The following is a 25,236-nucleotide window of genomic DNA, read 5'->3' as shown; positions in this document are numbered from 1 at the left end:
TCCGGTGAATGCGGAGCTTACCAGAAATAACGATCCGAAAGCATACTATACCTTCAGGGATGAGGAAAAAGAGGTCGAATTCAAGCGGCACGACATGCCGACGCCGTGGATGAACTACCTGTCGAACGGCACCTTCCATACGATGCTGTCACATGCCGGCGGCGGTGTGGCTTTTTACAAGTCGCCCCAGATCTGGCGGATTACACGCTATCGTTTCTTCCATCTGCCGATGGACCGTTCCGGCCCGTACATCTATGTGCAGGATGCCAAGACGGGCAGCTACTGGTGCCCGACCAGCGAGCCTGCCCTGGATAAACCGGAGGAATGGAAAAGCGCCCACGGGATGGGCTACACCCGCTTTGAGGCAAAACGCGGCGGTATCGCGGCCCGGACGGTGTATTTTGTCGGACCGCATGAAAATTCGCTGATCTGGAATCTGACCCTGACCAATGAAGGGACCGAAGCAAAAGAGCTGAAGGTCTACGCCTACGCCGAATTCGGGATGATGGAATTTATGCGTGAGCTGCAGTGGCAGTGCTACAACAAGCACCAGGTGTCCGTACAGTATCATGAGGCTGAGGCGCTGGTCTACCGTTACGGGGTGGAGAACCAGCCGAAGCCTGAGGAGACGCCGCTCGTCTATCTGGCTGCGGATACGCCGCTTGCCGGATACGACGGCGACCGTGAGGAGTTCATCGGCAGCTACCGCAGTGAAACCAATCCGGCCGCGATCGAGAATGGCGGCTGTACCGGATCAACGCTGCTGGGCGGGGACCCGTGCGGCGCACTGCAGTTCAATGTTACGCTTCAGCCGGGAGAGAGCCGGACGATTAAAGTGTTTCTTGGTACGGCAGCTGATGAGACGGAGGTGTCGCGGGCTATCGCCCACTCCAGGGAAGCCGGATTTGTGGAAACCTCCTTCCAGGCGCTAAAAGAGAACTGGTCCGGCTATCTGGGCGCCTGGGAGAGCCGGCTGCCGGATCAGGATGCCCAGCGGATGATCAACATCTGGAATCCGTATCAGGCGCACCGCAACTTTTTGTTTTCACGCAATATTTCCTTCTACGCGACCGGCACGTTCCGCGGGGTAGGCTACAGGGATGCGGCCCAGGATATATTGGCAGTTGTGCCCTTTGATACGGAGCTTGCTTTTGACAAGCTGAAGCTGCTGCTCGGCCAGCAGTACAGGGACGGGCATGTGAACCATTATTTCTTCCCGAACGAGGGCTGGGAGCCGGTAACGAGCATTCACTCGGATGATCATCTGTGGACGGCGCTTTCGGCCTGGGACCTGCTGGCGGAGACAGGGGATGCCGCGTTCCTGCAGGCAAAAGTGCCTTATTATGACGGCGGGGAAGGCACGGTGTATGAGCATTTGCGGGCAGCCATTGATTTTACGGCCTCACAGCTTGGCTCCCGCGGTTTTCCGCTGATGCTGCGCTCGGACTGGAATGACCAGCTGTTCCGGGTCTGCCGCGAGGGAAAAGGGGAAAGCATCTGGACCTCGATGCAGCTCGGAACCGTGCTGCTGCGGATGATTGACCTTGCCGCGGCTGCCGGTCATCCGGAGGATGCCGCCCGGTACGGGGAGATGTATGAGCGCCAGCGTGAGCTGGTCAACAGCATTGGCTGGGACGGCCGCTGGTTCCGCCGGGCGATTATGGATGACGGCCGGTTCCTCGGCAGCGACGAACACGATGAGGCCAAAATCTGGCTCAACGCCCAGACCTGGGCCACCATCTCCGGTATGGCGGACGTCGATAAGGGGCTGCAGGCGATGGACAGCGTGCGGGAAATGCTGGACACCGAGCTCGGCATCAAAAAAATTCACCCGTCCATCACCACCTTCCCTGATCCTGCCGATCCTCTGACCAATTACAACAAGGGGACCGGAGAGAACGGAGCGGTCTTCTGCCACGCCAACACCTGGGCGATTATTGCGGAATGCCTGCTGGGACGCGGGGATCTGGCTTATAAATATTACCGCCAGCTGCTGCCGAATGTAGCCATGGACAAAGCGGGCTTGTGGCGCTACAAAGCAGAGCCTTATGTCTATGCCTCCAACCTGTTCGGGCCGGAGTCCGACAAGTTCGGATTGGCCAACGTCTCCTGGCTGACCGGTACCGCTGCCTGGATGTACGTAGCCGTTACCCAGTATATTCTCGGTGTAAAGCCGGTGCTGGAGGGGCTGTCCATCGACCCGTGCATTCCTGCGGACTGGGAAGGGTTCACGGTGAAGCGGCGTTTCCGGGGCTGCGTCTACGATATCACTGTTACCAATGTCAATAAAGTCTGCAAAGGTGTCAAAAGCATCACCGTCGACGGCGTACAGGTGGAAGGCAACATACTTCCCGCGTATCCCGGACGCTCATCCGTCAAGGTTGAGGTCGTTCTGTAGAAAATAGGTTTCTCATTAGGCTGACTGTGATCGGTGTTAAACATTCCCCATTGCGCCGATATTCATTAAATACCCTTTACCTTTCTTCCATCAGGAGGTAATAGGCACATCATACCGCCCTGGGCAAAATGGCTGTTCAACCTTCCATTTGCCTAAGGGCGGTTGTTTTATGATTGCTGCCTGTTCAACATTTACGCCTGGTTACAGCCCAAAATAATAGAGCGAGTACACTTACACCGGCTCCGAGCAAGCATACCCCGTTCCATCCGGCATAGGCGTACATGCTTGTTGCGGCAATAGAACCGGCCGAGCTGCCGATCGAATAAAAGATCATATAAGCGGCGGTGAGACGGCTGCGGGCCTCGGGACGCACATTAAAAATCATACTCTGATTCGTAACATGTACTGCTTGAACGGCCATATCCAGGAGGAGTACTCCTGCAACAAGCGCTGCCAGGGAGCGCTCCGTATAGCTGATAGGCAGCCAGGAAAAGAGGAGCAGCACAAGCGCAATTCCGGTTGTGATCTGTCCATATCCGCGGTCGGCCAGCCGTCCGGCACGGGTTGCCCCTATCGCCCCGGCGACTCCGGCTAAGCCGAATGCTCCGATGGCAGAGTGAGAGAGCGACAGCGGAGGCTGGCTGAGCGGTAACACCAGCGAAGTCCACAAGATACTGAAAGCGGCAAAAATGAACATGCAAAGCAAGGAGCGGATACGCAAAATACGCTCTTCCTTATACATGCCCAGTACGGAACGCAGCAGCTGGAAGTAGGGGAGGGTGGTTTTTCGTTCCTCCTGAGGCATAATCCGCAGCAGCGTGAATGCAATCGCCAGGATGCAGACTGCGGACAGAAGATAGACCGCGCGCCAGCCTGCTACGTCCGTCAGCACTCCTGCAGCGGTTCTCGCCAGCAAAATACCTATGACAACCCCGCTGGTCACGATCCCAACCGTACGACCCCGTTCGGCGGGTGCGGCTAAGGTTGCGGCATAAGCAACTAATGTTTGAGTAACTACCGCCAGTAATCCCACAATGGCCAGGCCTGAAAAAAACACACTGATATTCGGGGCGAAAGAGATCGCAGTTAAAGCCATTACGGATAACAACATCTGGCCGGGAATCAGCAGGCGCTTGTTAAGAATATCGCCAAGGGGTACCAGCAAAATAAGGCCTATCGCATAACAAACCTGTGTAACCGTAATAACAATACCAACGGATGAAGGGGCTATAGCGAATTCCTCTGCGATGACATCCAGCAGCGGCTGGGCGTAATACACATTGGCAACAGACAGCCCGCACGCTATGGCGAATAATAAAGTTACACTACGCTGCATTGAAGCAGGCCGTCCGGCAGCTGTATTCCCCGTTCCTTTTTTTATCCTCGCTTTTTCGCTAATGTACAGCTTCCCCAAAATGTATTCACGCACCTCTCAATGTAAAATGTACTATACAATATAATATACTTATCGGTACAAAAAAGCACTGAATAAAAATAACTCCTTTACTGAAGATAGTCAAGGTGAAATTTCAAGAGGAGTTTGACAATCGGAAGCCCAAAATATAAAATTCATAATATACCAAGTAGTACGTTATGGAGGTTGAACAATGGTCCGGCTCAGGGAGTTTGATGAGGAAAAGGTGCTTCATGCGGCGATGCGTGTTTTTTGGGAGAAGGGCTATGAGGCGACTTCAATGAACGATTTGACCTCGGCTATGGGGATTCAGCGGCCCAGTCTTTATTTAGCTTTTGGCGATAAAAAACAGCTGTTTGAGACCACTCTGCGCAAGTACACCCAATGGCACGCTGCGGGTATACGGAAGAAGCTTGAAAGTAATAGCTCTGTCAGGGAAGCCATTCATGCTTACTTCAAGGGTTTAGTTGATGAGGAGTACGGGGGGGAGGGGAGCCTGGGGTGCTTTTGCATCAATACAATGGTCGAGCTGTCGCCTCATGATGAGAAATTCGAAATTATTACGCGGGAGCATCAGATGTACTTATCCGTCCTGTTTCAGGAAACGATCGAGCGCGGAATCCGGTCAGGCGAGCTAAATCAAGAGACGAACGCCAAAGCTCTGGCCCAGAGCCTCGTTGTATCCTTAATCGGAATCACAGTATTGCTGAAGTCCCGCCCTGACCGGTCTTTTGTCGATAATGCGGTTGCGGTATCGTTATCCCTTTTGTAATGAGCTTCGTTCAGCGGATGCTCTTTCTGTATTTCTCGGGCGAGATTCCTTTCTGCTTTTTGAACATTTGGCTAAAATACGATGGAGAATAGCCGCCGACTTCCGCCGCAATTTCCTGAACAGACCTGGTGGTGTTGGCGAGCAGAATACAGGCTTCCCGCACACGCCGCTGTATCACATATTCGGACAGAGGAATCCCGGTAAAATCCTTAAACAAATGTGAAATATGGTACGGTGACAGGTGCATTGCAGCGGCCAGCGTTTCCAGGCTGAAAGGCTCTTTATAGTGTTCGTCCAGCCAGCCGGTAATCCGTTCAACATGCGAACCTCCGCGTGACTGGTTATTGAAATCCCCGGGCAACACGCCGGACATGTTTTTTTGCAGCAGCCGGATTAACTGGAGCATCAGGAGCCCCATATTTTCTTCTCTATCCGCAGGGGAGCTACTGTCAGCGTAATGCAATTCCTCCAGCACAGCGGCAACCGGCGTATTGTGCATCTCATATACAACCGGCCGCTGCAGGCTCCCCCTCCACAAGCTCCGGAAAAATTTCTCCAGTAAAGGAAAGGGCGCAAGATAACGCTCCAAAAAGCCGGGATCAAAGGTCAGATTGGTCCGGATATAAGAATGGCCCTCGGCCGCAGGAACAAGCACACGGTGCAGCTGATAGGGCTGGAACCAGACCAGGGTGTGATCCCGGATCGGATACGTCTGATTCTCTGCCATTATCTCGCCATGGCCGCTATAAATGTACAGCATCTCAATGCCCCTGTGCGCGTGGAACCAATGAGCTTCCGCATCCTCAACCTTATACTTGTACATAAACAACCCGGGCTCCAGCCCCTGGGGCAGATGATCGTTCCTGTTCATACAGCGCTCCCTCATCAACCAGAATTACTTTTAGTATAAGGAGCCGTCCGGTAAAAAGAAACCGTTTCATCTGCGCCCTTAAGTAACAATGCAGCTCCAAGTAACCAGGTAAATCCTTAGAGGGAAAAATCCCATTAAGTAGCCCGATTCAGCCCGCTGACAGCCGCAATAGAGGGAAAAATCCCTCTGATTCCAGCGGATGAGGGGGCGGGTTGCTCCCATTCCCCAAGACTAGTTACTCCTAAGTAACTATCGAGCCTACCTCACAGCTAAACTCTGATTTTTTCTCCTGCTGTCCCCACACACTCATCCAGAATACTCAGGCACTCACTGCAAACTCCCCGCCGCCGAGCCGGTTGATTGTCTACCGGAAGTACCACTCTCAACGAACATTCCCAGTCTCCGCTCCTCATTCCTTGCCACTCACCTCTCTACCTACGCCTGCCGGCCGTACCAATACCCCGGAAGTCTCTGCTCCAGGCGCAGCAACGCCTCCAGGAAGAAATAGTCGCCCCAGATCATGAAGTCGTCGGGGGAGGAGTTGCCTCTGACCGAATAGGAGCCGTGGCGCAGGAAGCCTTCCTCGTCCGGATTGCCGGCGGTGAAATAGCTGTTGATCAGGGATTCCATCGACCGGGTTACCGCGTCGCTCAGCAAAGCACGGTCCGGGTCGCCTTCCGGGAGATGCTCCAGCAGCTCAAGCACACCGCATACAAAGATGGCTGAAGCTGAGCTGTCACGCGCGGTTCCTTCCTCCTGCGGGGCATCGAAATCCCAATAGGCGACATGGTCCTCAGGGAGATGCTCAAGAAAGTAGCGGGCCAGCCTCCGCGAGGTTTCGAGGAAACGCTCATCCCGCGTATAGCGGTAAGCCAGCGCGAAGCCGTAGACGCCCCAGGCCTGGCCCCGTGTCCAGGTCGAGCCGTCCTGGAAGCCCTGCGCGGTTCCGCCGCGGATAGCATTTCCGTTCTCCTGGTCGAAGTAAAAGGTATGATAGGAGGAGTCGTCCCCCCGCACCAGGAACCGGCGGCTTTTGTCGGCATGAATGGTGGCACATTCGGCATACCTCCGGTCTCCGGTCTGTTCAGCTGCCCAGTAGAGCAGCGGAAGGTTCATCAGGCAGTCGATGATAATCCGGCCGCCGTTGTCGGCGTCACCTTCCGGCCCCCAGGCCTGGAACACCTGCGGTGCTGAACGCCAGCGCTTCATCAGCACATCGGCGGCCTGCAGCGCCAGCAGGCGGGAGGCTTCATCGTTGTCGACGATCCACCGCGCTTTGGCGGACAGGGAGTAGAGGAAGCCGATGTCATGATGATCCAGCGCCTGCCCTGCTTCCATGCGCTCACGGAAGGAATCCACTGTCTGGATCGCTGCATAATAAAGCGCTGGATCCTTGCTGTATTCATAGCTCAGCCACAAAATACCGGACCAGAAGCCCTCCGTCCAGTTCGTCTGGTCAGTCAGGTGGTATTTGCCATCGCCCATGCTAACAATAGGAAAGCGTTTACCGAAACGCTCAACGTTAAGGCGGGTAATGGCCAGGGTCTGTTCAATTACGGATTTCCGGTTCATGCTGGAATAACCTCCTGGTATCGCTAGATTGTTTTTATGCTCAAATGATGGGTTACAATATGTCGCTATATTGTTCTCAGTCTCATTATAAATCTGATGCGGTGTCGGTTTGTTGTGTATTTGATTAGATATATTGCGGTTTGAGTATGGCCGGCTTTAAGATTGTAAAGACAATCCCATTGTCTTATGGTAAAAATTACTTATATCGATAGAACAACCATACATAATGTTATTAACCACAAGGGGGAGCAGATGGAGAAGATGAATCGAAGCATCTCTGTCATTTTTGCAGCCGTCATGGCAGCAACCGGGGTGTACTGGGCAGCGCATGTCAGCAGCTGGACGTTTATGGGCACTGCGGCCGCAGCGGCCTGTTACGTACTGTTCATCATGACCGGCCTGCGTGCGATACCTGCATTAACCGGATATATTACACCCGGCCGGAGCCAACAGTATGCCGGGCTGGAAGCTGCTGAAGATCTGCGCAGACAGGCGTGGACGAAAATTGTTGTCTGGGTGCTGCTCAGCAGGCTGCTAATGGCGGTTGCCGCCTACGCTTTTCTTATCCTGAAGAACGGTTACACCGGAGACCTGTTCGGGTATCTGAATGAGGCTTGGCATTTAAAAGGAATCGATGCTCCCTCTTATCTGGGCATTGCCGAGAACTGGTATGTGACGGAGGGGGACCCCCGGTTCCATATCGTGTTCCTGCCCTTTTTTCCGATCCTGATCAAGGCCGTTCACTTCTTCACCAATAACTATCTTGCTGCAGGCTATGCCGTAGCCAATCTCTGTGCAGCTGCCTTTGCACTGGTTGCTTATGAGCTTGCGGCGCTTGACATGGACAGGAAAGAAGCCTTCAGGGTGGTAAAATATATGTTTATTTTCCCGGCCGCCTTCTTCTTCCTGCTGCCGATGACGGAGTCCTTATTCCTGCTGTTGTCGTTACTATCCATTTATCTGGTCCGCAAAAAGAAGTGGCTGTTTGGCTGCTTATGCGCCGCCCTGGCCGGATTCACACGTTCTCCCGGGGTCCTGCTGGCGGTACCGATTGTTATTGAGCTGTGGCGCGGCCTTGCTGAAACCTACAAACCTGCCGATAAAAAGGCGTTCAAGCGCATGCTGGCAGCTGCCGCCGGCTGTCTGGCAATTGTGCCGCTTGGCCTGCTGGCCTATCTGTACATCAACTACGCTGTCTACGGGAATGCGCTGCAGTTCAGCATTTACCAGCGGGAGCACTGGTTCCAGCGGCAGTATCTGTTTTTTGATACCGTGAGGTACCAGATGGAGTACGCGGTCGGCAAGTTCAAGGAAGGAGACAGCCGCAGCTTTCTTGGGCTCTGGCTTCCGAATCTGCTTGCAATTTTTACTACATTGTATGTAATGTTCAAAAGCGCCAGGAAGCTCCATCCCTCCTATACGGCCTATATGATTGTGTATTTTGTATTTGTAACCGGTCCGACCTGGCTGCTGTCCGCGCCGCGTTATCTGGCTGCTGCTTTTCCGCTGGCCTTTGCCGTTGTGCTGCTTACGAAGGATAAGGCTAAAGACAGTGCGGTAACGGTAGTATGTATAGCAGGCAGCCTGCTGTATCTGGGATTGTTCGTATGGGGGTATCCGATTTATTGAGGCTGCCCCGGATTGAAACGGTTAAGGAGAGCTGTTCTTATGACCAAAATAATGATCGTGGAGGATGACATCAAGATTGCCGAGCTTCTGCAGTCAGCCATCCAAAAATACGGGTACGAGGCGGTACTGGTCCAGGATTTTCAGCAGGTGCTGGAGGAATTCCGGCAAGCGCAGCCGGAGCTGGTACTGCTTGATGTGAATCTGCCGAGCTACGACGGCTATTACTGGTGCAGGCAAATCCGCCGCGTCTCCACATGTCCTATCCTTTTTATTTCAGCCCGTGAGGGTGAGATGGACCAGATTATGGCGCTGGAGAACGGAGGGGATGATTATATCACCAAGCCGTTTCATTCCGGGGTTGTGCTGGCCAAAATCCGCAGCCATCTGCGGCGGGCGTTCGGGGAATATGCCGGAGTACGCCAGGAAGCAGTGATTGAGCAGGACGGTCTTATCCTGTATCCCGAGAGGCTCGAGCTGCAGCTTGGGAAAGATATGGTCAGCCTGACCCAAAAAGAAACCGATATTCTGGAGAGTCTGATGGAGCGTTACCCGCGGGTAGCCAGCAGAGAAGCGCTGCTGGAGAAGCTGTGGGACCAGCCTCAGGCTTTTGTTGATGAGAATACGCTTAATGTGAACATTACCCGGGTCCGCAAAAAGCTGCAGGAGCTTGGGATCGAGGAGGCTGTGCTGACGGTCAGGGGAACGGGCTACCGGCTGAATGTTACTTGGGGAGAGGGTGTCTGATGAAGCTGTTTATACGGGAGCACCTGCTGCTGATCGTCGTTCAGCTGGTCCAGTTCGGGGCAATCATCTCCATTTACTGGCTGGATGGTTATCATCACTTGCCGGTTGCCTTGTATGCTGTTTTTATAGGTTTTTTCTTCCTCTCCTGTTATCTGGTTCACCAGTACGTGACCCGGCGCCGCTTTTATCTCCGGCTCAGCCGGCCGCTCGATTCACTGGATGAGGCCTTTCAAAAAATAGAGGAATCCCCCGTATCCAAAGCCCTGGAGGAGCTGCTGCATTCCCACTACCGCCATACCATGCAGCAGCTCACGGCAGTGAAAAAGCAGCAGGAGCAGCATCTGAGCTTCATCGACCAGTGGGTGCATCAGATGAAGACCCCGCTCTCGGTTATCGAGCTTACGGTCCAGAATATGGATGAGCCTGAGTTTGCCAGCATCCGGGAGGAGCTGGAGCGGATGCGCAGCGGTCTGCATACGGTGCTGTACATGGCCAGGCTGCGGGCGTTTGAGAAGGATTTTAACATTAGACAGGTGGTTCTCCCGCAGCTGATCCATGAGGTTCTGCATGAGCATAAACGCCAGTTTATCCGCAACCGGATCTTTCCGGCGGTGGAGGCGGCTGGTCCGGGCATTTCCGTCCAGACGGACGAGAAATGGCTGTTCTTCATGCTGTCGCAGATCATTAACAATGCGATCAAATACACGGCGGTCAAAGCGTCCGGCGATAAAAAAATCACGGTTTCCTGTTATTTACGGAACAGCGAGGCTGTTATAGAGGTCAGGGACGAGGGGATCGGCATTCAGGCGTCTGACCTTAAGCGGGTATTTGATCCCTTTTTCACCGGTGAGAACGGGCGGGGCCTGCGCGAATCCACAGGGATGGGGCTGTATCTGACCAAGGAGGCTGCCGACCGGCTCGGGCATGGGATTGAACTGGAGTCTGAGGCCGGGAAGGGCACTGTGGTCCGGCTTATTTTTGCAGCGACTGCTTAGCTTACATGCATGTAAGAAAAGTGAAACCTTATTCGATAGCAGCTCTTCTGCCTGCACTGTATATTGGGTACAGAATTAGCCCGCTATAGAAAGGAGACAAAGTAAAGATGCTGCAGGTAAAACAGGTCAATAAAATATATGAAGGAAACATCGCCTACCGGGCGCTGACAGACATCGATCTGACGGTGGATGAGGGGGAATTCATAGGGATCATGGGGCCGTCCGGAAGCGGAAAAACGACACTCCTGAACCTGATCGCCACCGTCGACAGCCCGACTACCGGAGAGATTCTGATCGACGGCAAGAGTATAGGCAGGATGGGCAAAAATGAGCTGGCCGTCTTCCGCCGCCGTCAGCTGGGCTTCGTCTTCCAGGACTTCAATCTGCTGAACACGCTGACGGTGGAAGAGAATATGGTGCTGCCGCTGACGCTGGACGGGGCTCCGGTTCGTGAGATGAAGGAGAAGGCGCAGCGGATCGCGGACAAGCTGGGAATAGCCTCTATTATGAAAAAGCGTACTTATGAAATCTCGGGAGGCCAGTCCCAGCGGACAGCCATTGCCAGAGCGATGATTCATTCGCCCAAGCTGCTGCTGGCAGATGAGCCTACCGGCAATCTGGATTCCAAAGCGGCCAAGGATGTCCTGGATATGCTGATGACGATCAACCAGGAGCAAAAAACGACGATGCTGCTCGTTACCCATGACGCTGTGGCTGCAAGCTACTGCCATCGTGTGGTGTTCATCAAGGACGGCAGGTTTTATACCGAGATTCACCGCGGCGACAACCGCCAGGGCTTTTTCCAGAAAATCATTGATACACTTTCGCTGCTGGGGGGATACGGCAATGACGTTCCGACAATTCGCATTCCGTAATGTCACCCGCAACAAACGGCTGTACACCGCCTATTTTCTCAGCAGCATGTTCATGGTTATGGTGTTCTTTACGTTCTCGATCTTTGCCTCGCATCCGCAGCTCAGTGCCGACAGGCTGAATTCAAGCACCGTGGTAGCCCTGACGGTCTCGAAATGGATTATTTATGTATTCTCCTTCTTCTTCGTGCTGTATTCGATGAGCGCCTTCCTGCAGTCTCGCAAAAAGGAATTCGGCCTGATGATCCTGCAGGGCATGACGACCGGCCAGCTGCGCAGGATGATTTTTATGGAAAATATGCTGATCGGCTTCAGTGCCATCGCCGGCGGTCTGGGCCTTGGACTGGTGTTCGCGAAGGGGATTCTGCTGGCCGGGGAGAATATAATTGCGCTTAATGAGCGGCTGTATTTTTATTTTCCGCTGCAGGCGATTGTGCTTACCCTGGTCTCCTTTCTGCTGCTGTTCGTGCTGATCTCCCTGTTTATTTCGGCGGTACTGCGCAGCGGCAAGCTGATTACCCTGATCAAGTCAGACCGTCAGCCGAAAAAGGAGCCGAAGGCCTCGCTGCTGCTGTCCCTGCTTGTCGTAGTCCTAATCGGGATCAGCTACTTCCTGTCGCTGCGGGCGGAAGGGCTGGAGGCCGTATTACTGCTCCTGCCTGTGGTCATTATGGTTACTGTTGCAACCTATCTGCTGTTCACCCAGCTCAGCGTCTATATCATCCGGAGACTGAAGCGTCAGGAGCGCTTTTTCTGGTTCAGAACCAATATGCTGCTGTTCTCCGATCTGTCTTACCGGATGAAGGATAATGCGCGTACCTTTTTTCTGGTGGCGATTATTTCAACAGTGTCCTTCTGTGCCATCGGGTCGTTGTACGGCTTCCAGTCGATGCTGTACGGTTCGCTGCCCAAGCATAATCCCTATTTGTTCACTTATCTGGCCAGGGAAGGCGACAGTATGGAGCAGGCGCATGTGCAGCTGGTCAATCAGCAGCTCAGTGAATCGGGGCTCAGAACCGAGCCGGCTGAGCTTGAGCTTAGTTATTATCCGCTTGCGGCAGGGAGCGGCGAAATGCTGCTGCTGGTGAAGCAAAGTCAATACAACCATATTGCGGAGATAATGGATATGGAGTTGATCGAGCTGAGGGGAGGGCAGGCGGTGGCCGTTGATTACGGGCTGTCCCGCAACGGAGAGGGCATGCTGAATCAGCCTTTGCAGCTGCAGACGGGGGCCGTGGTGGAAGCGGACCGGGCCATTCTTTCTCCGGTGGTCAGTGTTGTCAGCCATTATTTGGTTGTCCCGGACGCGCTGCTGTCAAGCCTCGGCAATCCGTCCAGGGCGGATCACTACTATGCCTGGCACGGACCGGCTGGCCAAAAAGGAGCAGATGCTGCCGGCGGACAGCTGCTGAACAAGCTGCCTTACTCCGAAGCTTATCAGTTCAGAGCCATGGACTATCAGATGGACATGACGGTTAAAAACTTCGGGCCGATGATGTTCGTCGGTTTCTTTGTCGGCATTGTGTTCTTTGTATCGGCAGGCAGCTTTCTGTATTTCCGGCTGTACAGCGATCTGGATGAGGATAAGCACAAGTTCAAAGCCATATCGAAGCTGGGCCTCAGTGAAAAAGAGCTGGGCCGGATATTGAACCGCCAGATCAGCCTGCTGTTTTTTGCGCCTATTATTGTAGCGCTGGTACATGGAGCCGTGGCGCTTACGACCCTGTCGCATATGTTCCAGTATTCATTGCTTAAGGAATCCGCGCTTGTGCTGGGCCTGTTCTTTATCATTCAGCTGGTTTATTTCTTGATCGTGAGACTGTTCTATACAAGACAGGTAAGACTGGCATTGAGGCAGTAGATTCATATAAAAAGAGGCCGTATCCCGGTATGGGAGCGGCCTCTTCGCTGTTCTTGGATATTACACCAGATTCGGGATGTCTACCGCCGGGTCGGTGTCGGCTTCATAATCCACACCTTCCGTGCGGAAGCCGAACAGGTTGAAGAAATCGTCCTGGTAGCCTGGCAGATCCGCCAGAACAGGTACATTGGCTGTCTCAATTTCGCTCCAGCGCTTCATGACCTCAGCTTGAACGTCTTCACGCATTTCCCAGTCGTCGATGCGGATCAGGTGGCTGCTGCCGGCGTCGCTATTATACAGATGCTCGGCGAACAGGCGGTACATCTGCTGGATGCAGTTCTCATGCAGCTCTTTGTCTTTCATCACTCTGTACAGGGCAGAGATGTAGAGCGGCACGACCGGAATGGCCGAGCTGGACTGGGTTACAAGCGCCTTGTTAACCGATACAAAGGCACGTCCGTTTGTAGCGCTCAGCTTCTCGTTCAGTGCGATTGCGGTTTTCTCCAGGTCATTTTTGGCCTGGCCGATTGTTCCGTCCTTATAAATCGGGTGAGTAACCTCAGGTCCGATGTAGGAGTAGGCTACTGTTGTTGCCCCTTCAGCAAGCGCGCCTGCTGCCTGAAGCTGGTCGATCCACATGCCCCAGTCCTCGCCGCCCATAACGGCAATGGTCTGACGCACTTCATCTTCCGTTGCAGGCTCGATCGTTACGGTGGAAACTTCACCGGAGTGGAAGTTCATAGTTTTATTGGTATAGGCATTGCCGACAGGCTTGATCACGGAGGAGAAGGTTTCTCCTGTCACCGGATGGGTACGGCGCGGGGAAGCCACGCTGTACACTACGAGATCAACGGTGCCGAATTCGGCTTTGATCAGATCGATCGTCTTGGTCTTGATGCTGTCAGAGAAAGCATCGCCGACGATGCTGAACGACTTCAGGCCCTGCTCGGCAGCAGCCTTCTCCAGCGCAGCGGAGTTATACCAGCCTGCAGAAGCCGTACGTGCACCTTCAGCCGGCTTGTCGAAGAAAACGCCGATCGTATTCGCTCCGGCACCAAAGGCAGCGGTAATGCGCGAAGCCAGTCCATATCCGGTGGAGGCTCCGACAACCAGAACATTAACGGGTCCGCTCAGTTTTTTGTGTGCTTTTACATAGTCGATCTGCTGCTGTACCTGCCGGGCACAGCCCTCGGGATGCGCCGTGGTGCAGATGAAGCCGCGTGTTTTGGGCTGGATGATCATATAGGAAATCCCCTTTGTTTTCAATTTTAAGTTTACAACCACTGTTATAGAGTATAGCAAATGATGGCTCAGAAAGATAAGCCCCCCGGTTATTTTGTCTCCGGTATTTCGCAAACAGCCGGGATAGCGCTATGATAAATAGTAGAAAGAATAGCTGATAAGACTGGAGGCCGTACAAAATGCTGGTGATTAACGGAAGAGAAACAGCGGAGATTCTATCGATGCAAGCCTGCATCGGAGTCATGCAGGATGTGCTGGCAGCCCTGTCTTCAGGAGATGCGGTACAGAGCCTGCGGCAGGTTATGCCGCTTATGGGCGGGAATCTGTTCGGGCTGATGCCGGGTTATCTGCGGCAGGAAGCTGCGGCGGGAGCCAAGCTGATCAGCGTGTTCCCGCACAATCATGACAGAGGCCTGCCCTCCCATCAGGGGGCGGTTGCACTGTTCGATGCAGAGACCGGCAGGCTGAATGCCATTGTGGACGGCCGGCAGATCACGGCGATCCGCACAGCGGCGGTCAGTGCGGTAGCAACGAAGCTGCTGGCCCGGGAAGATGCCGGCGTGCTGGCGATCCTCGGCACCGGCGAGCAGGCGGTCAGCCATCTGGAGGCGATGCTGCTGGTGCGCAGCATCCGCGAGGTCCGCGTCTGGGGGAGAACGCCGGACAAGGCGCAGCGTTTTGCCGCGGAGATGGCCGCCAGATACGGCATAGAAGTAACGGCAGCGGCGACAGCTCGCGAGGCGGTACAGGCTGCGGACATCATCTGTACCGTGACGGCTTCCAGTGTGCCGGTGCTGAATGGCGAGTGGGTCCCGAAGGGAGCCCATATCAACGCCGTCGGCGCCTGCCGGCCGCATGAGCGGGAGCTGGACTCGGCGCTGGTAGCGGCATCCGGGCTCTACGTGGACCGGCTGGAATCCGCCGTTCACGAGGCGGGGGACTATCTCATTCCGCTGGCTGAGGGTGCCATAGCCGAAGGGCATATCGCCGGCGAGCTCGGCGGGCTGCTCCTGCAACAAGTGGAGGGCAGGAGCAGCCCGGAGCAGATTACTCTGTTCAAGGGACTGGGCCTGGCGATTGAGGACCTGGCTGCAGCGCAATATATTTACAATCAGGCTTTGGTTTTGCGTAAAGGTGTTGAGGTGGAGATGTGATCATAGGAGGCTAAACAGATGAGCTTACAGTCAGGATTGTATGATTTTAATTTGACGGAGGAGCAGGAGCTCCGCGCACAGCGGCTGCATGAGCAGAATATCAACATTGATCTGCTGTTTCAGGGGCCGCTGTCACCAAGCGCAATTCCCGCTGCTGTCTCAGAGAGAATCAAAGAGCTTAGCGAGCCGTACAAGGATGAGCCGATGGCCTACAGCTCCATGCCGGCCAAATGGGTGACCAAGCTGGCTGCTAGAGGTGACATTCCTGAGTACAAAGAGGAGTGGTTCAAGTCCGGCATTACGGCAGGCAACCGGGAGCTGCACTTGAACGATATGGAGAGCCTGGTTACAAGCATGGGCGAGGTGCAGCTGCAGTTTGATGCCAATGACTGGCTGATCAAGGCGCTGACCGCCGGAGATATCCGCAGCGCCAAGCAGTCGGGCAAGGTAGCGGGCATTGTGACGGCCCAGGAGACGGATGCCCTCGGCACCAATCTGGAGCTGCTTGAGGTGCTGCATCACTTCGGGCTGCGCATTCTGCAGCTGACCTATAATAAGCAGAATCTGATCGGCTCCGGCTGTGCAGAGCAGGCGAACGGCGGGCTATCGAATTTCGGGGTCCGGTTCGTGCAGCGGATGAACGAGCTGGGGATCATTGTCGATACCGGACACTGCGGCAAACAGACGACCCTGGATGCCTGCAAGGTTTCAAGCACACCGGTCATTGCCTCACACACCGGAGCAGAAGTGATATATCCGCATATGCGCTGTAAAAGCGATGAGGAGATTCTCGCCATTGCCGGAACCGGCGGCGTGATCGGGATTTTTGCGATGCCGTGGTTTGTTCATGAAGATCCTGACCATACGACGATTGACCATGTGCTGGATCATATAGAGTACGTGATTAGGCTGGCTGGCGTTGACCATGTGGGCATTGGCACAGACTGGCCGATGAGTGACCTCGACTGGTCCCTGGTTTATTTTAAAGAGCATATTGCGCCCAAGCTAGGCTTTGCCCCGGGGGACGGGCCTTCGACCGAAACGGTAGCCGGACTTGAAAAATACAGCACGTTTATCAACTTCACCAGGGGGCTGGTAGCCCGGGGCTACACGGATGAAGACATCGCCAAGATCATGGGCGGCAACTGGCTCCGGGTATTTGAACAAATCTGCGGATAGGGGATTGCACTGATGACTAACTATTTACATACAACGGACTTCCATTTCTACTGTTCGGGGATTTATAGCGGCAGGATTCATTTTACGGAAAAAGCAATTATGCACGCCAAGGTAGACGTCCGCCGCCGCACGCAAATGCAGGGCAATGTGCTTGATCCGAACGCGAAATATGTCCTTCCTTTTACCAAAATCGCCCGCCAGCTCTCTTCCTACGAAGCTGCAGACTGGACGGGAGAAAAGGTTGTCCTGGACACCGGTGAGGTATACCACAAGCATATTCAATATGAAGCGGAAATCGGCGGAAAGCTGGAGGTTTCTCAAGTCTGGGCCCTGCGGGGCGATACGGTGCTGGATGTAGTGACGCTGAACGGGGAGGTCATTGCTTTTCTTACCCCTAACCGCTACGGAATTGAGCTGATCGTCAAGGCAGGCTATGAAGCGCTGACTCCGCTGACGGTCTATGATGAGCCGCTTCTGTCCAAGCCGGAGTATGGCGTTAATGACCTCGGAACGTTCCTGATTCCCATGCGTGACGGCATCAAGCTGGCAACCGATGTATTTCTGCCTGAGGGCATTCAGCCTGGGACTAAGCTGCCGACTATTCTTGTACGGACCTGTTATGACCGTAACGGGAAAAAAGAGATTTTTATGCGCTGGGCGAACAAGGGTTATGCCGTAGTTTCCCAGGATGTGCGGGGCAGGGCGGATTCGGAGGGTGAGCTGATTCCCTTTTATAATGAACGGGATGACGGCTACGACACGATCGACTGGATTATCGCCCAGGATTGGTCGGATGGCAAAGTCGGCATGTGGGGCGCATCCTATCTCGGCTATGTCGTTGTCGCAGCTGCCACCAGCGGGCATCCGAACCTCCTGGCGGTTGTCGATGAAGTGAATGTAGGCTCGCCGTTTATTGATACCGCACGCAAAGGCGGGACTCTTTGCTCCTGGCCGCTGCTGTCCTGGACCCTGGCGCAGTCGGTGGGAACGCGGACGGATTTTGATATTTTTGGCGGGATTACGGTAAGCCCGGAAGCTGCGGTTGATGCAAGGCCGATCAGGGATATTCCGCAGCAGATGATCGGGAAGACCTCGGGCCCGTGGGAGCTGTGGAGCCAGCATCCGGAATACGATGACTTCTGGCGGAACTGCACCTTCACCGAGCTGGGCCATCAGGTCAAGGCTCCGGTGTATGTGATCTCCGGCTGGTATGACGGGGACAGTCCCGGTGTATCGGAGACCTGGCGGATGCTGACTGAGCATGATGTACCAAACCGCAAAATCCGCTTGGGCGCCTGGGAGCACGGGCCGAACCGGGCCAGGGATCTGCAGGGCGTTGCTTTTGGCGAGGATGCGGTTGTCTACGATTATGATGTCTCTGTGCTGCGCTGGTTCGACCGGTTCCTGAAGGAGATTCGAAACGGTATTGATGAGGAGCCGCGGGCCTCCTATTATGTAGTCGGTGAAAACCGCTGGAGAACCTCTGAAGACTGGACTCCTGCTGAAGCGGTGGTTACGCCGTTCTATCTCGCCGGGGAGGGCCGGGCGAATTCGTCGCTGGGCGACGGCAGGCTGGTATCCGCCCCGCAAGCGGACTCCGCCCCGGACACGTTTATTTATAATCCGGCGGACCCTGTGGCGGACAGCGGGGAGCGGGAGCCGGAAAATATGCGGAAGCATGAGCTGCGCAGCGATATTGTGGTGTACACCAGTGAACCTCTGGCCGACAGGCTGACGGTTGCCGGGGAGCTGTCCTGCGTTCTGTATGCGGCAAGCACGGGCCTTGATACCGACTGGGTTGTGACGCTCAGCGATGTCCATGAGAACGGCGACTCGATCCGGCTGTCCAATTATATTGTACGGGCCAAATACCGTCACGGGCTGGACAAGCCGCAGCTGCTGGTGCCGGGTCAGGTGGAGAAATATGATATTTTCCTGCAAAATATCGCCCATACCTTCGCTGCCGGACACCGCATCCGCTTCACGGTTACCTCATCCAGCAAGTTTGTCGCGTTCCCGAATACGAACACCGGCAATAATCCGTATGAGGATACGGAAGCGGTAATTGTTCAGCAAACCATCTGCCATAGCACAGAGCATCCGAGTCATATTCTCCTGCCGGTTATACCGAATGCATAAAGCGGATTGAAACATTTTCCATTTATTCTCCGTCAGGTAAGGTATGTCAGCATTTGCCTGAATGGACTGAGATAAAAGGGGGACGTTTTATGAGAAAAAGACCGGCACTGTCTTTGTATGTCCTGCTGCTTCCATGTATTCTGCTGGCCGGCTGCAGTTCTGGCGGGTCTGATGATTTTGCCGGCGGCTCTGCTGCAGACTCCGCGATGAACTTCAGTGAACGGGCTGCGCTAGCGGCGAAGCTGGATGCCCGGCTTGCCCGGCAGAGCAATGAGCTTGGCCTGCGGCTGCTTGGCAAGCTGAGGGAGCAGAACGGCGGGGAAGGTAATCTTACGGTTTCACCGTACAGCATATCGGCCGCGCTGGCCCTGGCTTACAATGGCAGCGGCGGTGAGACGGCGGAAGAGCTGGGAGAGCTGCTGGGCTATGCTCCCGGAGAGCTGGAGCAGCTGAATGCAGGCAACAAGGCATTGCTGCCGCTAATGAACGATGCCGGACCCGGCGTTCAGCTTGAGCTGGCCCATTCGGTGTGGGTAGAGAACGGCATAAAGCTGCACAAGAAGTATCTGGAAGCAGCCAAGACCAGCTATGGGGCGCAGGTTCGCACAACAGATCTGTCTGCGGAGAAGTCCGTTACCGAGGTGAACCAGTGGGTTGAAGATCATACGGCGGACAAGATAGACAGGATGCTGGAGCAGCCGCCCGGAGGCAATACAGTAGCTCTGCTGGTCAATGCTCTGTATTTTAAAGGAGCGTGGCAAGAGAAGTTTCCTGTAGAGCGCTCTGAGCCTGCAGACTTTCACACGGGGAATAATACCGCTGCAGAAGTGATGATGATGAAGCAGACCGGTACCTTTGCTTATGCAGAGAATGAGGACTGGCAGGCTGTAAGGCTTCCTTACGGGGAAGGCCAGATGGAGATGCTGGTTATTCTGCCGTCTGAAGGTTCGTCTGTAGATGAGGTGCTTCAGGGCGGGTTGCCTGCCGGAGACCCGTTCGCAGAGAGGTTCGGAACCGTCGGCCTTCCGCGGTTCACTGCCGAATACGGCGTTGATCTGAAGGAGGCTGTACAGGCACTGGGCGTGAAGACTCCGTTTGATCCGGTCACAGCAGATTTCACGGCGCTTGCAGATGTGGATACGCCCATCTTCATTGGCTCTATTATTCATAAGACATTTATCGAGGTGAATGAATCCGGAACAGAAGCCGCAGCCTCAACGCTCGTTGCAATGGATGGCGGAGCGGCTCCCACTGCAGACTTACCTTTCGAGCCGACCGGCCGTTTGTCTTCATTATCAAGGACACACAGACTGGGTTATGGCTGTTCCTCGGGTCCATTGGGGAGCCGCTGCCGGCGGAATAGCTGAATTCACATAAAGATAGAAAAAGCGGCATGCGCTCATCAAACTATGTGGATTTTCGCTATCTAATTCTGCGGAAAATCCTGCTGCCGGGAAACTAGTTGGAAAAACGCCACTTAAATTCATGAAAATCTGCCTTCCCTCCGTTGAATAGCAACATTTTTCCGCCGGACGCGCATAATCCCTCCCCTTGCAGGCCACAATAGCCAAAAAAGCAGAATGAAGGGATTACAGTGAACGCTTTTCGCTTGAAAAAACAGCTGTGGCGGCGGTGGAGACGGTGGAAAAATGCCCCTTGGGTTGGAGCGGCCTGTATCGCACTAACGGTGCTCGGCTGGCGGGGAATGCAGGTTCCGCAGCAGCTGAGCGGACTGCTTAGCACAGCTGAATGGAATATGCCGGAAGCGGCAGGGACGTTTTATGATCCGCTGCAGGGCGGAGATCCGGATAACAGTATAGCGGCTCTGGCGGCTGTTCATCATAATGCCGGAGACACCGGGGAAGACGGAAGCATCACGCTGGAGCGTGCCAAATTACTGGAGACGGTAAGAAGTGAGGGGATCAGCCGGGTGGTGCATCTGAAGACGGTCTACGTCACCGGTGAGGAAATCCAGACGTTGCCCGGCCTGAAAAGTCCAGGGCAGCAAAAGGCGCTGATCAAAGACCGTCCGGGCTGGAGCGGGTGGATCAGCGGGGAAGGCGATCTGTGGCTCGAGAAGCGGGTAAATGACCTGTCGCCGCTGACCAAGCAGAATGCTTACATCGGCGTCGATGAAGAGGGGAATCTGAGCCTGTTCAAGGGCCGGCCGGAAGGGGAAGAGGTGCTGAAGACCTTTTTTCAGATGGATATGGGCTCGATGAAATCCTCACTTCCGGAAGAGGTGTGGAAGCAGCTGCATGATGGTATACGTGTACAGGATATCGAGGAGTACAACAGTGTGCTTTCGACCTTCAGTGACTATGCACGGGATTCGGCAGAGCAGGTTATGCAGGCTGAATAGATACGGTACTTAACGGCTATGCGCCCGGTATGGGCAGCATGGCCTTTTTTTTGATATAGACTATTTAAAGTCTAATGTTGATTTTCCAGCATAAGAAAACCGCCTTGGTGAATAAGGCGGCTCTTTGAGCTATCGTCTCAGATAGATGAACAGACTAGATGATGCTCCCTGACTATTCAAACCATTGTCTTGGTCCGATGGTGTGGAATAATGGATTACTGTCAGTATTCAAAGCTTCCTGTATACGTGCAATAGTGAAGTCACTAATCGGTCTGGGCAAATCATCTACGTTGTAATATTTACATTCTGTTACCTCCGCAGCATCAGGCTGTGGTGGTTGATTATCGACTACCTTACACATGAATGCAAAATGATGCATATCGTGAGCGGGTTCATAATACACGCCTGTTAAGCGACCTACGGCAACTTCCAGACCGGTTTCTTCCAACACTTCTCGCTTTGCAGTTTCCTCTGCGGATTCATTAAGCTCTGATAACCCTCCCGGCAGTTCCCAATTGTATTTTCCGTAGTTATGTTTTACTAGAAGAATTCGCCCTTCTGAATCCATAATCACAGCAGCTCCACACGCCTGCAAGCCCTATGTCCGCAGCGCCTGATACGGCCTTGACACGTCATCCGGGTGCTGCCCTAGTGCGAATAATTTCGCAGTTATTATCTAAATTACGCCTGTTATGACATAAAAGTATATCCGTACGCTCCGATGCTAAACTGTGATTGTAGGAAACAAGGTGGCAGATGCTTCCAGGGCAGTCTTTACATAAGCGGGCCCTTAAGGCGGTGCTATAAAACATTTAGGAGGTACAGCAATGCGGACAATCTTTTCTGGCGAGGCTATAGACTTCAGTTACAACAAAAAGGAACCGGTACTGGACGGTCTTAGCATCTCTATTACTGACAAACAAATTTACGGGCTGCTTGGTCCCAACGGGGCAGGCAAATCAACCTTGACCAAAGTCATGCTTGGTCTCGAAAACCCGCAAAAGGGCAAGCTGCAGTGGTTCAATGAATACCCGAACCAGAGCACGAAGAGCCGGGTGGGCTATGTGCCGCAGGATCTGGCGCTGATCTACGATCTGTCGGCCTATGAGAATGTGGAATTCTTCGGCAAGCTGTATAACCTCAAGGGTGAAAAGCTGAAGAAGCAGGTGCGTTATGCTCTGGAGTTTGTAGGGCTATGGGAAGAGCGCAAGCAGAAGCCCAAGAAATTCTCGGGCGGGATGAAGCGGCGCCTGAATATTGCCTGCGGGATTGTACACAATCCCGATGTTATCATCCTCGATGAGCCGACCGTAGGGGTTGACCCCCAGTCGCGCAACCGGATTCTGGATGCCATCCTGGAGCTGAACCAGCTGGGCACAACCATCGTCTACATCTCCCATTACATGGAGGAGGTCGAAAAAATCTGCTCGCATGTCGGCATCATTGACAACGGCACGCTGCTCTGTGAAGGCAGACTGAGCGACATCCTGGAGGCTTATACGGACCAGGCCATTCTGAAGCTGGAGCTTCAGCAGAAGAGCTCCGCTTACACCGCACGGCTGGCGGATTACACGGTAGTAGCTATCGAGGATAACAAAATTGAGCTGGCGGTTCCAAAGAACAACGTCGGCGTAATCAGCGAAATCAAGGACAGGCTCGGCGATGAGCTCAAGAGCTTCCAGTACATCTCGCCAAATCTTGAACAGGTGTTTTTCAAACTGACTAAGAAGAATTTGAGGGATTAGCCATGTGGACGATCTATATAACAAGCATGAAGCGGAAGATCAAAAGCCCTGTCGTCTTTGTCAATTACATTCTGCTGCCGCTGCTGCTGATTGTAATTCTGGGCAACGCCCTATCGACCATGTTCCAGCCGGAATCCAAGGAGACAGCTGCAGCGGTCAATATTACACAGACCCGTACGGTCGTGGTTAATGAGGACAGCGGCCAGTTCGGAAAGGATATCGTAGCCTTTTTGACCAGCACTGAGAACCGGGAGCTGTATGAGGTCACGGTTGCTGCAAGTGCAGAGGAGGCACGCAAAGCCCTGGAGGCCGATAAATATGACCAGTTCATTTATCTGCCCGCCGGCTTGACCGAAGGCGTCAAAGCAAACCGGGAAAGTACGGTTACGGTTTACGGCAAGGATCAGAACATTGATAAGGTGGATATCACCGCCTTGACCCTCTCCGCCTTCGGCGACGGGTACCAGGCTATGGGCGTATCCGGACGGGATAATCAGCCGCTTGTCTATCAGCATGCCTACAGCAATCTGCTGACGGCGGGAGGTGCTGCCGGAGAGAAGGGTGAAGCAGGCGGTATGTCGGGTCTGAGCTACTACGGCGTGACGATGCTGGTTCTTATCCTCTTTTACGGACTGGCCAATACGATGAATTTCATTCAGGAGGAGTACAATGAAGCGCTGGGTGACCGCTATCTGATCTCGCCGGTATCCAAAATGTCGCTGGTAGTAAGCCAATGGCTGACCGGCTGCTCGATCTCCATTCTTCAGGGGCTGGTCATCGTGGCCTGTGCCAAGCTGTTCTTCAATGTCTCATACGGCAATAACAATCTGGTGGTCCTGTTCATCATTATTGTCGGCGCCATTTTCTTTAACGCGCTGGGCCTGTTCCTGGGCGTGCTTGGACGGCGCATGAAGGCACTGGACAGCATTGTCTCCCTGCTGATTCCGGTCATGACGTTTATCGGCGGCGGCTTTATCAAGCTGGATTTCGGCTCGCTCAGCAGGCTGAGCATCAATGAGGTGTTCCAGCAGCCGCTGTTCAACTATATCCAGCAAGGAGTAATCGACCTGATGCCTGTCTACAATGCACTGGTCCTGTCGCTAGGGTTTGTATTGATTTCCGTCTTTTCATTAACCCGGAAGGGGGTCAGATAACATGAGAATCTTTGGACTTTATTTGAAGCGGATAGTGAAAAGAAGGCTGACGCTTATTTTCATGGTACTGCTGCCCGTTCTGTTCACCTTCATGGTGGTTACGCAGTATAACGATGCGACCAAGGTAACCCTGGCCATGTATGTACCTGACCCCGCAGTTGATTCCTACGTCTCCGCCATGCTGGAGAAGCAGGATGTAACCCTGATTCATGCAAAGGATGCAGACAGCGCCATCCAGACAAGCGCCAATCTGGGAATAGTCTTTACCAGTACTGCCGGGGAGCTTTTTGACAATCCGGGTGCGATGAAGATCGAGAGCTATGCCAAGGAGGTTAATTTCAACTCCAAATCACTTGAGGTCAAGCTGAACAGCATCTTCTCCTCACTGCAGACGCTGGCAAGCAATGCACCCGATGCCGGAGCTTTTCAGGAGAGCATGAAGCTGATGGCGGATTCTCCGGCACCGGTCACAATCAAGCCTAGCATTCTGGGCAATCCGAATGCGGTCGTCCTGACCAGCACGTTTAACATGATTGTATTTATCATGCTCTTCCTGACCATGACCAACACCCTGCTGTTCCTCGGTGACAAGGTTCATTCCACGACTGAACGGGTGCTGCTGACGGCAAAAAATAAGCTCAGCTACTATTTACAGACGGTCAGTGTATTCGCAGCGATCGGTATCGTCCAGTTCCTGCTTATGATTGCCCTGATGAGCGGGGCCTTCGGAATCGACCTGGAGCTGTCCGCTTTCCATCTGCTGCTGCTGGTGCTGGCTTACGGTCTGCTTAATGTCATTGCTGCGGGCATCGGCCTGCTGCTGGTCAGCCGCACTACGAAACAGTCCACCGGACGGCTGCTGGTCACCGTTGTCTCCCTGCCGCTGGCGATGCTCGGCGGTACACTCTGGCCCAGCTCCATCATGCCCGAAGGCATGCAGCGCTTCGCCCGGATTCTGCCGACCCGGTGGATTACGGAGCTGAACACAGAATTGTTCAGCGGGTTCACGGGAAGCGGCAGCGCGGTAACGGTTCATTTTGTCAGCCTGCTGGGCTGCGCGGCGCTCATCTTTCTCCTGCTCACCCGGGTAAAAACTCAGGATATCTAGGGCAGGCCACAGGCTGTGCTGAAAG

The 25,236-nt window shown here is 54.1% G+C and carries 20 protein-coding genes; 15 read left to right on the top strand and 5 right to left on the bottom strand.

What is annotated here, in order from left to right; genetic code table 11:
• Positions 1-4 precede the first annotated feature (4 nt).
• The gene (locus BLR64_RS04530) at positions 5-2,398 is read left to right on the top strand and encodes a GH36-type glycosyl hydrolase domain-containing protein (RefSeq protein WP_090712592.1); all 2,394 of its coding nucleotides are present in this window, start codon (positions 5-7) and stop codon (positions 2,396-2,398) included.
• Positions 2,399-2,582: 184 nt separating this feature from the next.
• Here BLR64_RS04530 and BLR64_RS04525 read toward each other — a convergent pair whose 3' ends face one another.
• Positions 2,583-3,734: an MFS transporter gene (locus tag BLR64_RS04525; protein WP_090712681.1), complete on the bottom strand. Its 1,152-nt coding sequence runs from the start codon at positions 3,732-3,734 to the stop codon at positions 2,583-2,585.
• A gap of 271 nt (positions 3,735-4,005) precedes the next feature.
• Here BLR64_RS04525 and BLR64_RS04520 point away from each other — a divergent pair, with 271 nt between their 5' ends.
• Entirely contained in the window at positions 4,006-4,584 is a 579-nt protein-coding gene (locus BLR64_RS04520) for a TetR/AcrR family transcriptional regulator (RefSeq protein WP_090712590.1), read from the top strand.
• Between the two features lie 10 nt (positions 4,585-4,594).
• Here BLR64_RS04520 and BLR64_RS04515 read toward each other — a convergent pair whose 3' ends face one another.
• Positions 4,595-5,455, bottom strand: coding sequence for an AraC family transcriptional regulator (locus BLR64_RS04515; protein ID WP_167360596.1), 861 nt, complete (start codon positions 5,453-5,455; stop codon positions 4,595-4,597).
• Between the two features lie 435 nt (positions 5,456-5,890).
• Entirely contained in the window at positions 5,891-7,027 is a 1,137-nt protein-coding gene (locus BLR64_RS04510) for a glycoside hydrolase family 88 protein (RefSeq protein WP_090712586.1), read from the bottom strand.
• A gap of 252 nt (positions 7,028-7,279) precedes the next feature.
• Here BLR64_RS04510 and BLR64_RS04505 point away from each other — a divergent pair, with 252 nt between their 5' ends.
• From BLR64_RS04505 to BLR64_RS04485, 5 genes are all read left to right on the top strand, one after another.
• Positions 7,280-8,656 (top strand): hypothetical protein, encoded by a 1,377-nt coding sequence (locus BLR64_RS04505; protein WP_090712584.1) that lies wholly within the window; start codon positions 7,280-7,282, stop codon positions 8,654-8,656.
• Between the two features lie 39 nt (positions 8,657-8,695).
• Positions 8,696-9,400, top strand: a complete 705-nt coding sequence (locus tag BLR64_RS04500) for a response regulator transcription factor (RefSeq protein WP_090712582.1) — start codon at positions 8,696-8,698, stop codon at positions 9,398-9,400.
• On the top strand, positions 9,400-10,395 hold the full coding sequence (locus BLR64_RS04495; RefSeq protein WP_090712580.1) for a sensor histidine kinase: 996 nt from the start codon (positions 9,400-9,402) through the stop codon (positions 10,393-10,395). The genes BLR64_RS04500 and BLR64_RS04495 overlap by 1 nt, the downstream gene beginning before the upstream one ends.
• 107 nt (positions 10,396-10,502) lie before the next feature.
• A complete protein-coding gene (locus BLR64_RS04490; protein WP_090712578.1) occupies positions 10,503-11,270 on the top strand; it encodes an ABC transporter ATP-binding protein in 768 nt (255 codons plus the stop codon).
• Complete coding sequence (locus BLR64_RS04485) at positions 11,242-13,128, top strand: FtsX-like permease family protein (RefSeq protein ID WP_090712576.1); 1,887 nt, start codon at positions 11,242-11,244, stop codon at positions 13,126-13,128. Before BLR64_RS04490 ends, BLR64_RS04485 begins: the two co-directional genes overlap by 29 nt.
• A gap of 60 nt (positions 13,129-13,188) precedes the next feature.
• Here BLR64_RS04485 and fabV read toward each other — a convergent pair whose 3' ends face one another.
• On the bottom strand, positions 13,189-14,370 hold the full coding sequence (gene fabV / locus BLR64_RS04480; RefSeq protein ID WP_090712574.1) for an enoyl-ACP reductase FabV: 1,182 nt from the start codon (positions 14,368-14,370) through the stop codon (positions 13,189-13,191).
• Positions 14,371-14,549: 179 nt separating this feature from the next.
• On the opposite strand from fabV, the gene BLR64_RS04475 reads away from it, so the two are divergent.
• The 5 genes from BLR64_RS04475 to BLR64_RS04455 all read left to right on the top strand — a co-directional run bounded on the left by BLR64_RS04475 (position 14,550) and on the right by BLR64_RS04455 (position 21,204).
• On the top strand, positions 14,550-15,524 hold the full coding sequence (locus BLR64_RS04475; RefSeq protein WP_090712572.1) for an ornithine cyclodeaminase family protein: 975 nt from the start codon (positions 14,550-14,552) through the stop codon (positions 15,522-15,524).
• A gap of 18 nt (positions 15,525-15,542) precedes the next feature.
• Complete coding sequence (locus tag BLR64_RS04470) at positions 15,543-16,703, top strand: dipeptidase (protein WP_090712570.1); 1,161 nt, start codon at positions 15,543-15,545, stop codon at positions 16,701-16,703.
• A 12-nt stretch (positions 16,704-16,715) separates the two neighbouring features.
• Complete coding sequence (locus tag BLR64_RS04465) at positions 16,716-18,842, top strand: CocE/NonD family hydrolase (RefSeq protein ID WP_090712568.1); 2,127 nt, start codon at positions 16,716-16,718, stop codon at positions 18,840-18,842.
• Between the two features lie 89 nt (positions 18,843-18,931).
• Positions 18,932-20,209 carry a serpin family protein gene (locus tag BLR64_RS04460; RefSeq protein ID WP_090712566.1) on the top strand — a complete coding sequence of 426 codons (1,278 nt, stop codon included), beginning with the start codon at positions 18,932-18,934 and terminating at the stop codon, positions 20,207-20,209.
• A gap of 227 nt (positions 20,210-20,436) precedes the next feature.
• Entirely contained in the window at positions 20,437-21,204 is a 768-nt protein-coding gene (locus tag BLR64_RS04455; protein ID WP_139171905.1) for a BofC C-terminal domain-containing protein, read from the top strand.
• A 172-nt stretch (positions 21,205-21,376) separates the two neighbouring features.
• Here the strand turns inward: BLR64_RS04455 and BLR64_RS04450 are convergent, their stop codons facing one another.
• Complete coding sequence (locus BLR64_RS04450) at positions 21,377-21,772, bottom strand: NUDIX hydrolase (protein ID WP_090712561.1); 396 nt, start codon at positions 21,770-21,772, stop codon at positions 21,377-21,379.
• Positions 21,773-22,031: 259 nt separating this feature from the next.
• Between BLR64_RS04450 and BLR64_RS04445 the strand changes: the two genes are divergently transcribed.
• Genes BLR64_RS04445 through BLR64_RS04435 form a run of 3 tightly spaced genes read left to right on the top strand, consistent with a single transcriptional unit; the run spans position 22,032 to position 25,211 of the window.
• The gene (locus tag BLR64_RS04445) at positions 22,032-22,949 is read left to right on the top strand and encodes an ABC transporter ATP-binding protein (RefSeq protein ID WP_090712559.1); all 918 of its coding nucleotides are present in this window, start codon (positions 22,032-22,034) and stop codon (positions 22,947-22,949) included.
• A gap of 2 nt (positions 22,950-22,951) precedes the next feature.
• Positions 22,952-24,103 (top strand): ABC transporter permease, encoded by a 1,152-nt coding sequence (locus BLR64_RS04440; protein WP_090712557.1) that lies wholly within the window; start codon positions 22,952-22,954, stop codon positions 24,101-24,103.
• Position 24,104: 1 nt separating this feature from the next.
• Positions 24,105-25,211, top strand: coding sequence for an ABC transporter permease (locus BLR64_RS04435; RefSeq protein ID WP_090712554.1), 1,107 nt, complete (start codon positions 24,105-24,107; stop codon positions 25,209-25,211).
• Positions 25,212-25,236 lie beyond the last annotated feature (25 nt).

The organism is Paenibacillus typhae (assembly GCF_900099765.1).
In the GTDB taxonomy this organism is placed as follows: domain Bacteria; phylum Bacillota; class Bacilli; order Paenibacillales; family Paenibacillaceae; genus Paenibacillus_AQ; species Paenibacillus_AQ typhae.
This window is presented reverse-complemented; position numbering and strand designations above follow the sequence as displayed.

Coding starts and splice junctions, on each gene's coding strand:
- BLR64_RS04515 (WP_167360596.1), bottom strand. CDS start 5,455: ATGAACAGGAACGATCATCTGCCCCAGGGGCTGGAGCCCGGGTTGTTT.
- BLR64_RS04525 (WP_090712681.1), bottom strand. CDS start 3,734: ATGCAGCGTAGTGTAACTTTATTATTCGCCATAGCGTGCGGGCTGTCT.
- BLR64_RS04510 (WP_090712586.1), bottom strand. CDS start 7,027: ATGAACCGGAAATCCGTAATTGAACAGACCCTGGCCATTACCCGCCTT.
- BLR64_RS04440 (WP_090712557.1), top strand. CDS start 22,952: ATGTGGACGATCTATATAACAAGCATGAAGCGGAAGATCAAAAGCCCT.
- BLR64_RS04465 (WP_090712568.1), top strand. CDS start 16,716: ATGACTAACTATTTACATACAACGGACTTCCATTTCTACTGTTCGGGG.
- BLR64_RS04520 (WP_090712590.1), top strand. CDS start 4,006: ATGGTCCGGCTCAGGGAGTTTGATGAGGAAAAGGTGCTTCATGCGGCG.
- fabV (WP_090712574.1), bottom strand. CDS start 14,370: ATGATCATCCAGCCCAAAACACGCGGCTTCATCTGCACCACGGCGCAT.
- BLR64_RS04495 (WP_090712580.1), top strand. CDS start 9,400: ATGAAGCTGTTTATACGGGAGCACCTGCTGCTGATCGTCGTTCAGCTG.
- BLR64_RS04435 (WP_090712554.1), top strand. CDS start 24,105: ATGAGAATCTTTGGACTTTATTTGAAGCGGATAGTGAAAAGAAGGCTG.
- BLR64_RS04500 (WP_090712582.1), top strand. CDS start 8,696: ATGACCAAAATAATGATCGTGGAGGATGACATCAAGATTGCCGAGCTT.
- BLR64_RS04450 (WP_090712561.1), bottom strand. CDS start 21,772: ATGGATTCAGAAGGGCGAATTCTTCTAGTAAAACATAACTACGGAAAA.
- BLR64_RS04470 (WP_090712570.1), top strand. CDS start 15,543: ATGAGCTTACAGTCAGGATTGTATGATTTTAATTTGACGGAGGAGCAG.
- BLR64_RS04505 (WP_090712584.1), top strand. CDS start 7,280: ATGGAGAAGATGAATCGAAGCATCTCTGTCATTTTTGCAGCCGTCATG.
- BLR64_RS04475 (WP_090712572.1), top strand. CDS start 14,550: ATGCTGGTGATTAACGGAAGAGAAACAGCGGAGATTCTATCGATGCAA.
- BLR64_RS04485 (WP_090712576.1), top strand. CDS start 11,242: ATGACGTTCCGACAATTCGCATTCCGTAATGTCACCCGCAACAAACGG.
- BLR64_RS04490 (WP_090712578.1), top strand. CDS start 10,503: ATGCTGCAGGTAAAACAGGTCAATAAAATATATGAAGGAAACATCGCC.
- BLR64_RS04445 (WP_090712559.1), top strand. CDS start 22,032: ATGCGGACAATCTTTTCTGGCGAGGCTATAGACTTCAGTTACAACAAA.
- BLR64_RS04460 (WP_090712566.1), top strand. CDS start 18,932: ATGAGAAAAAGACCGGCACTGTCTTTGTATGTCCTGCTGCTTCCATGT.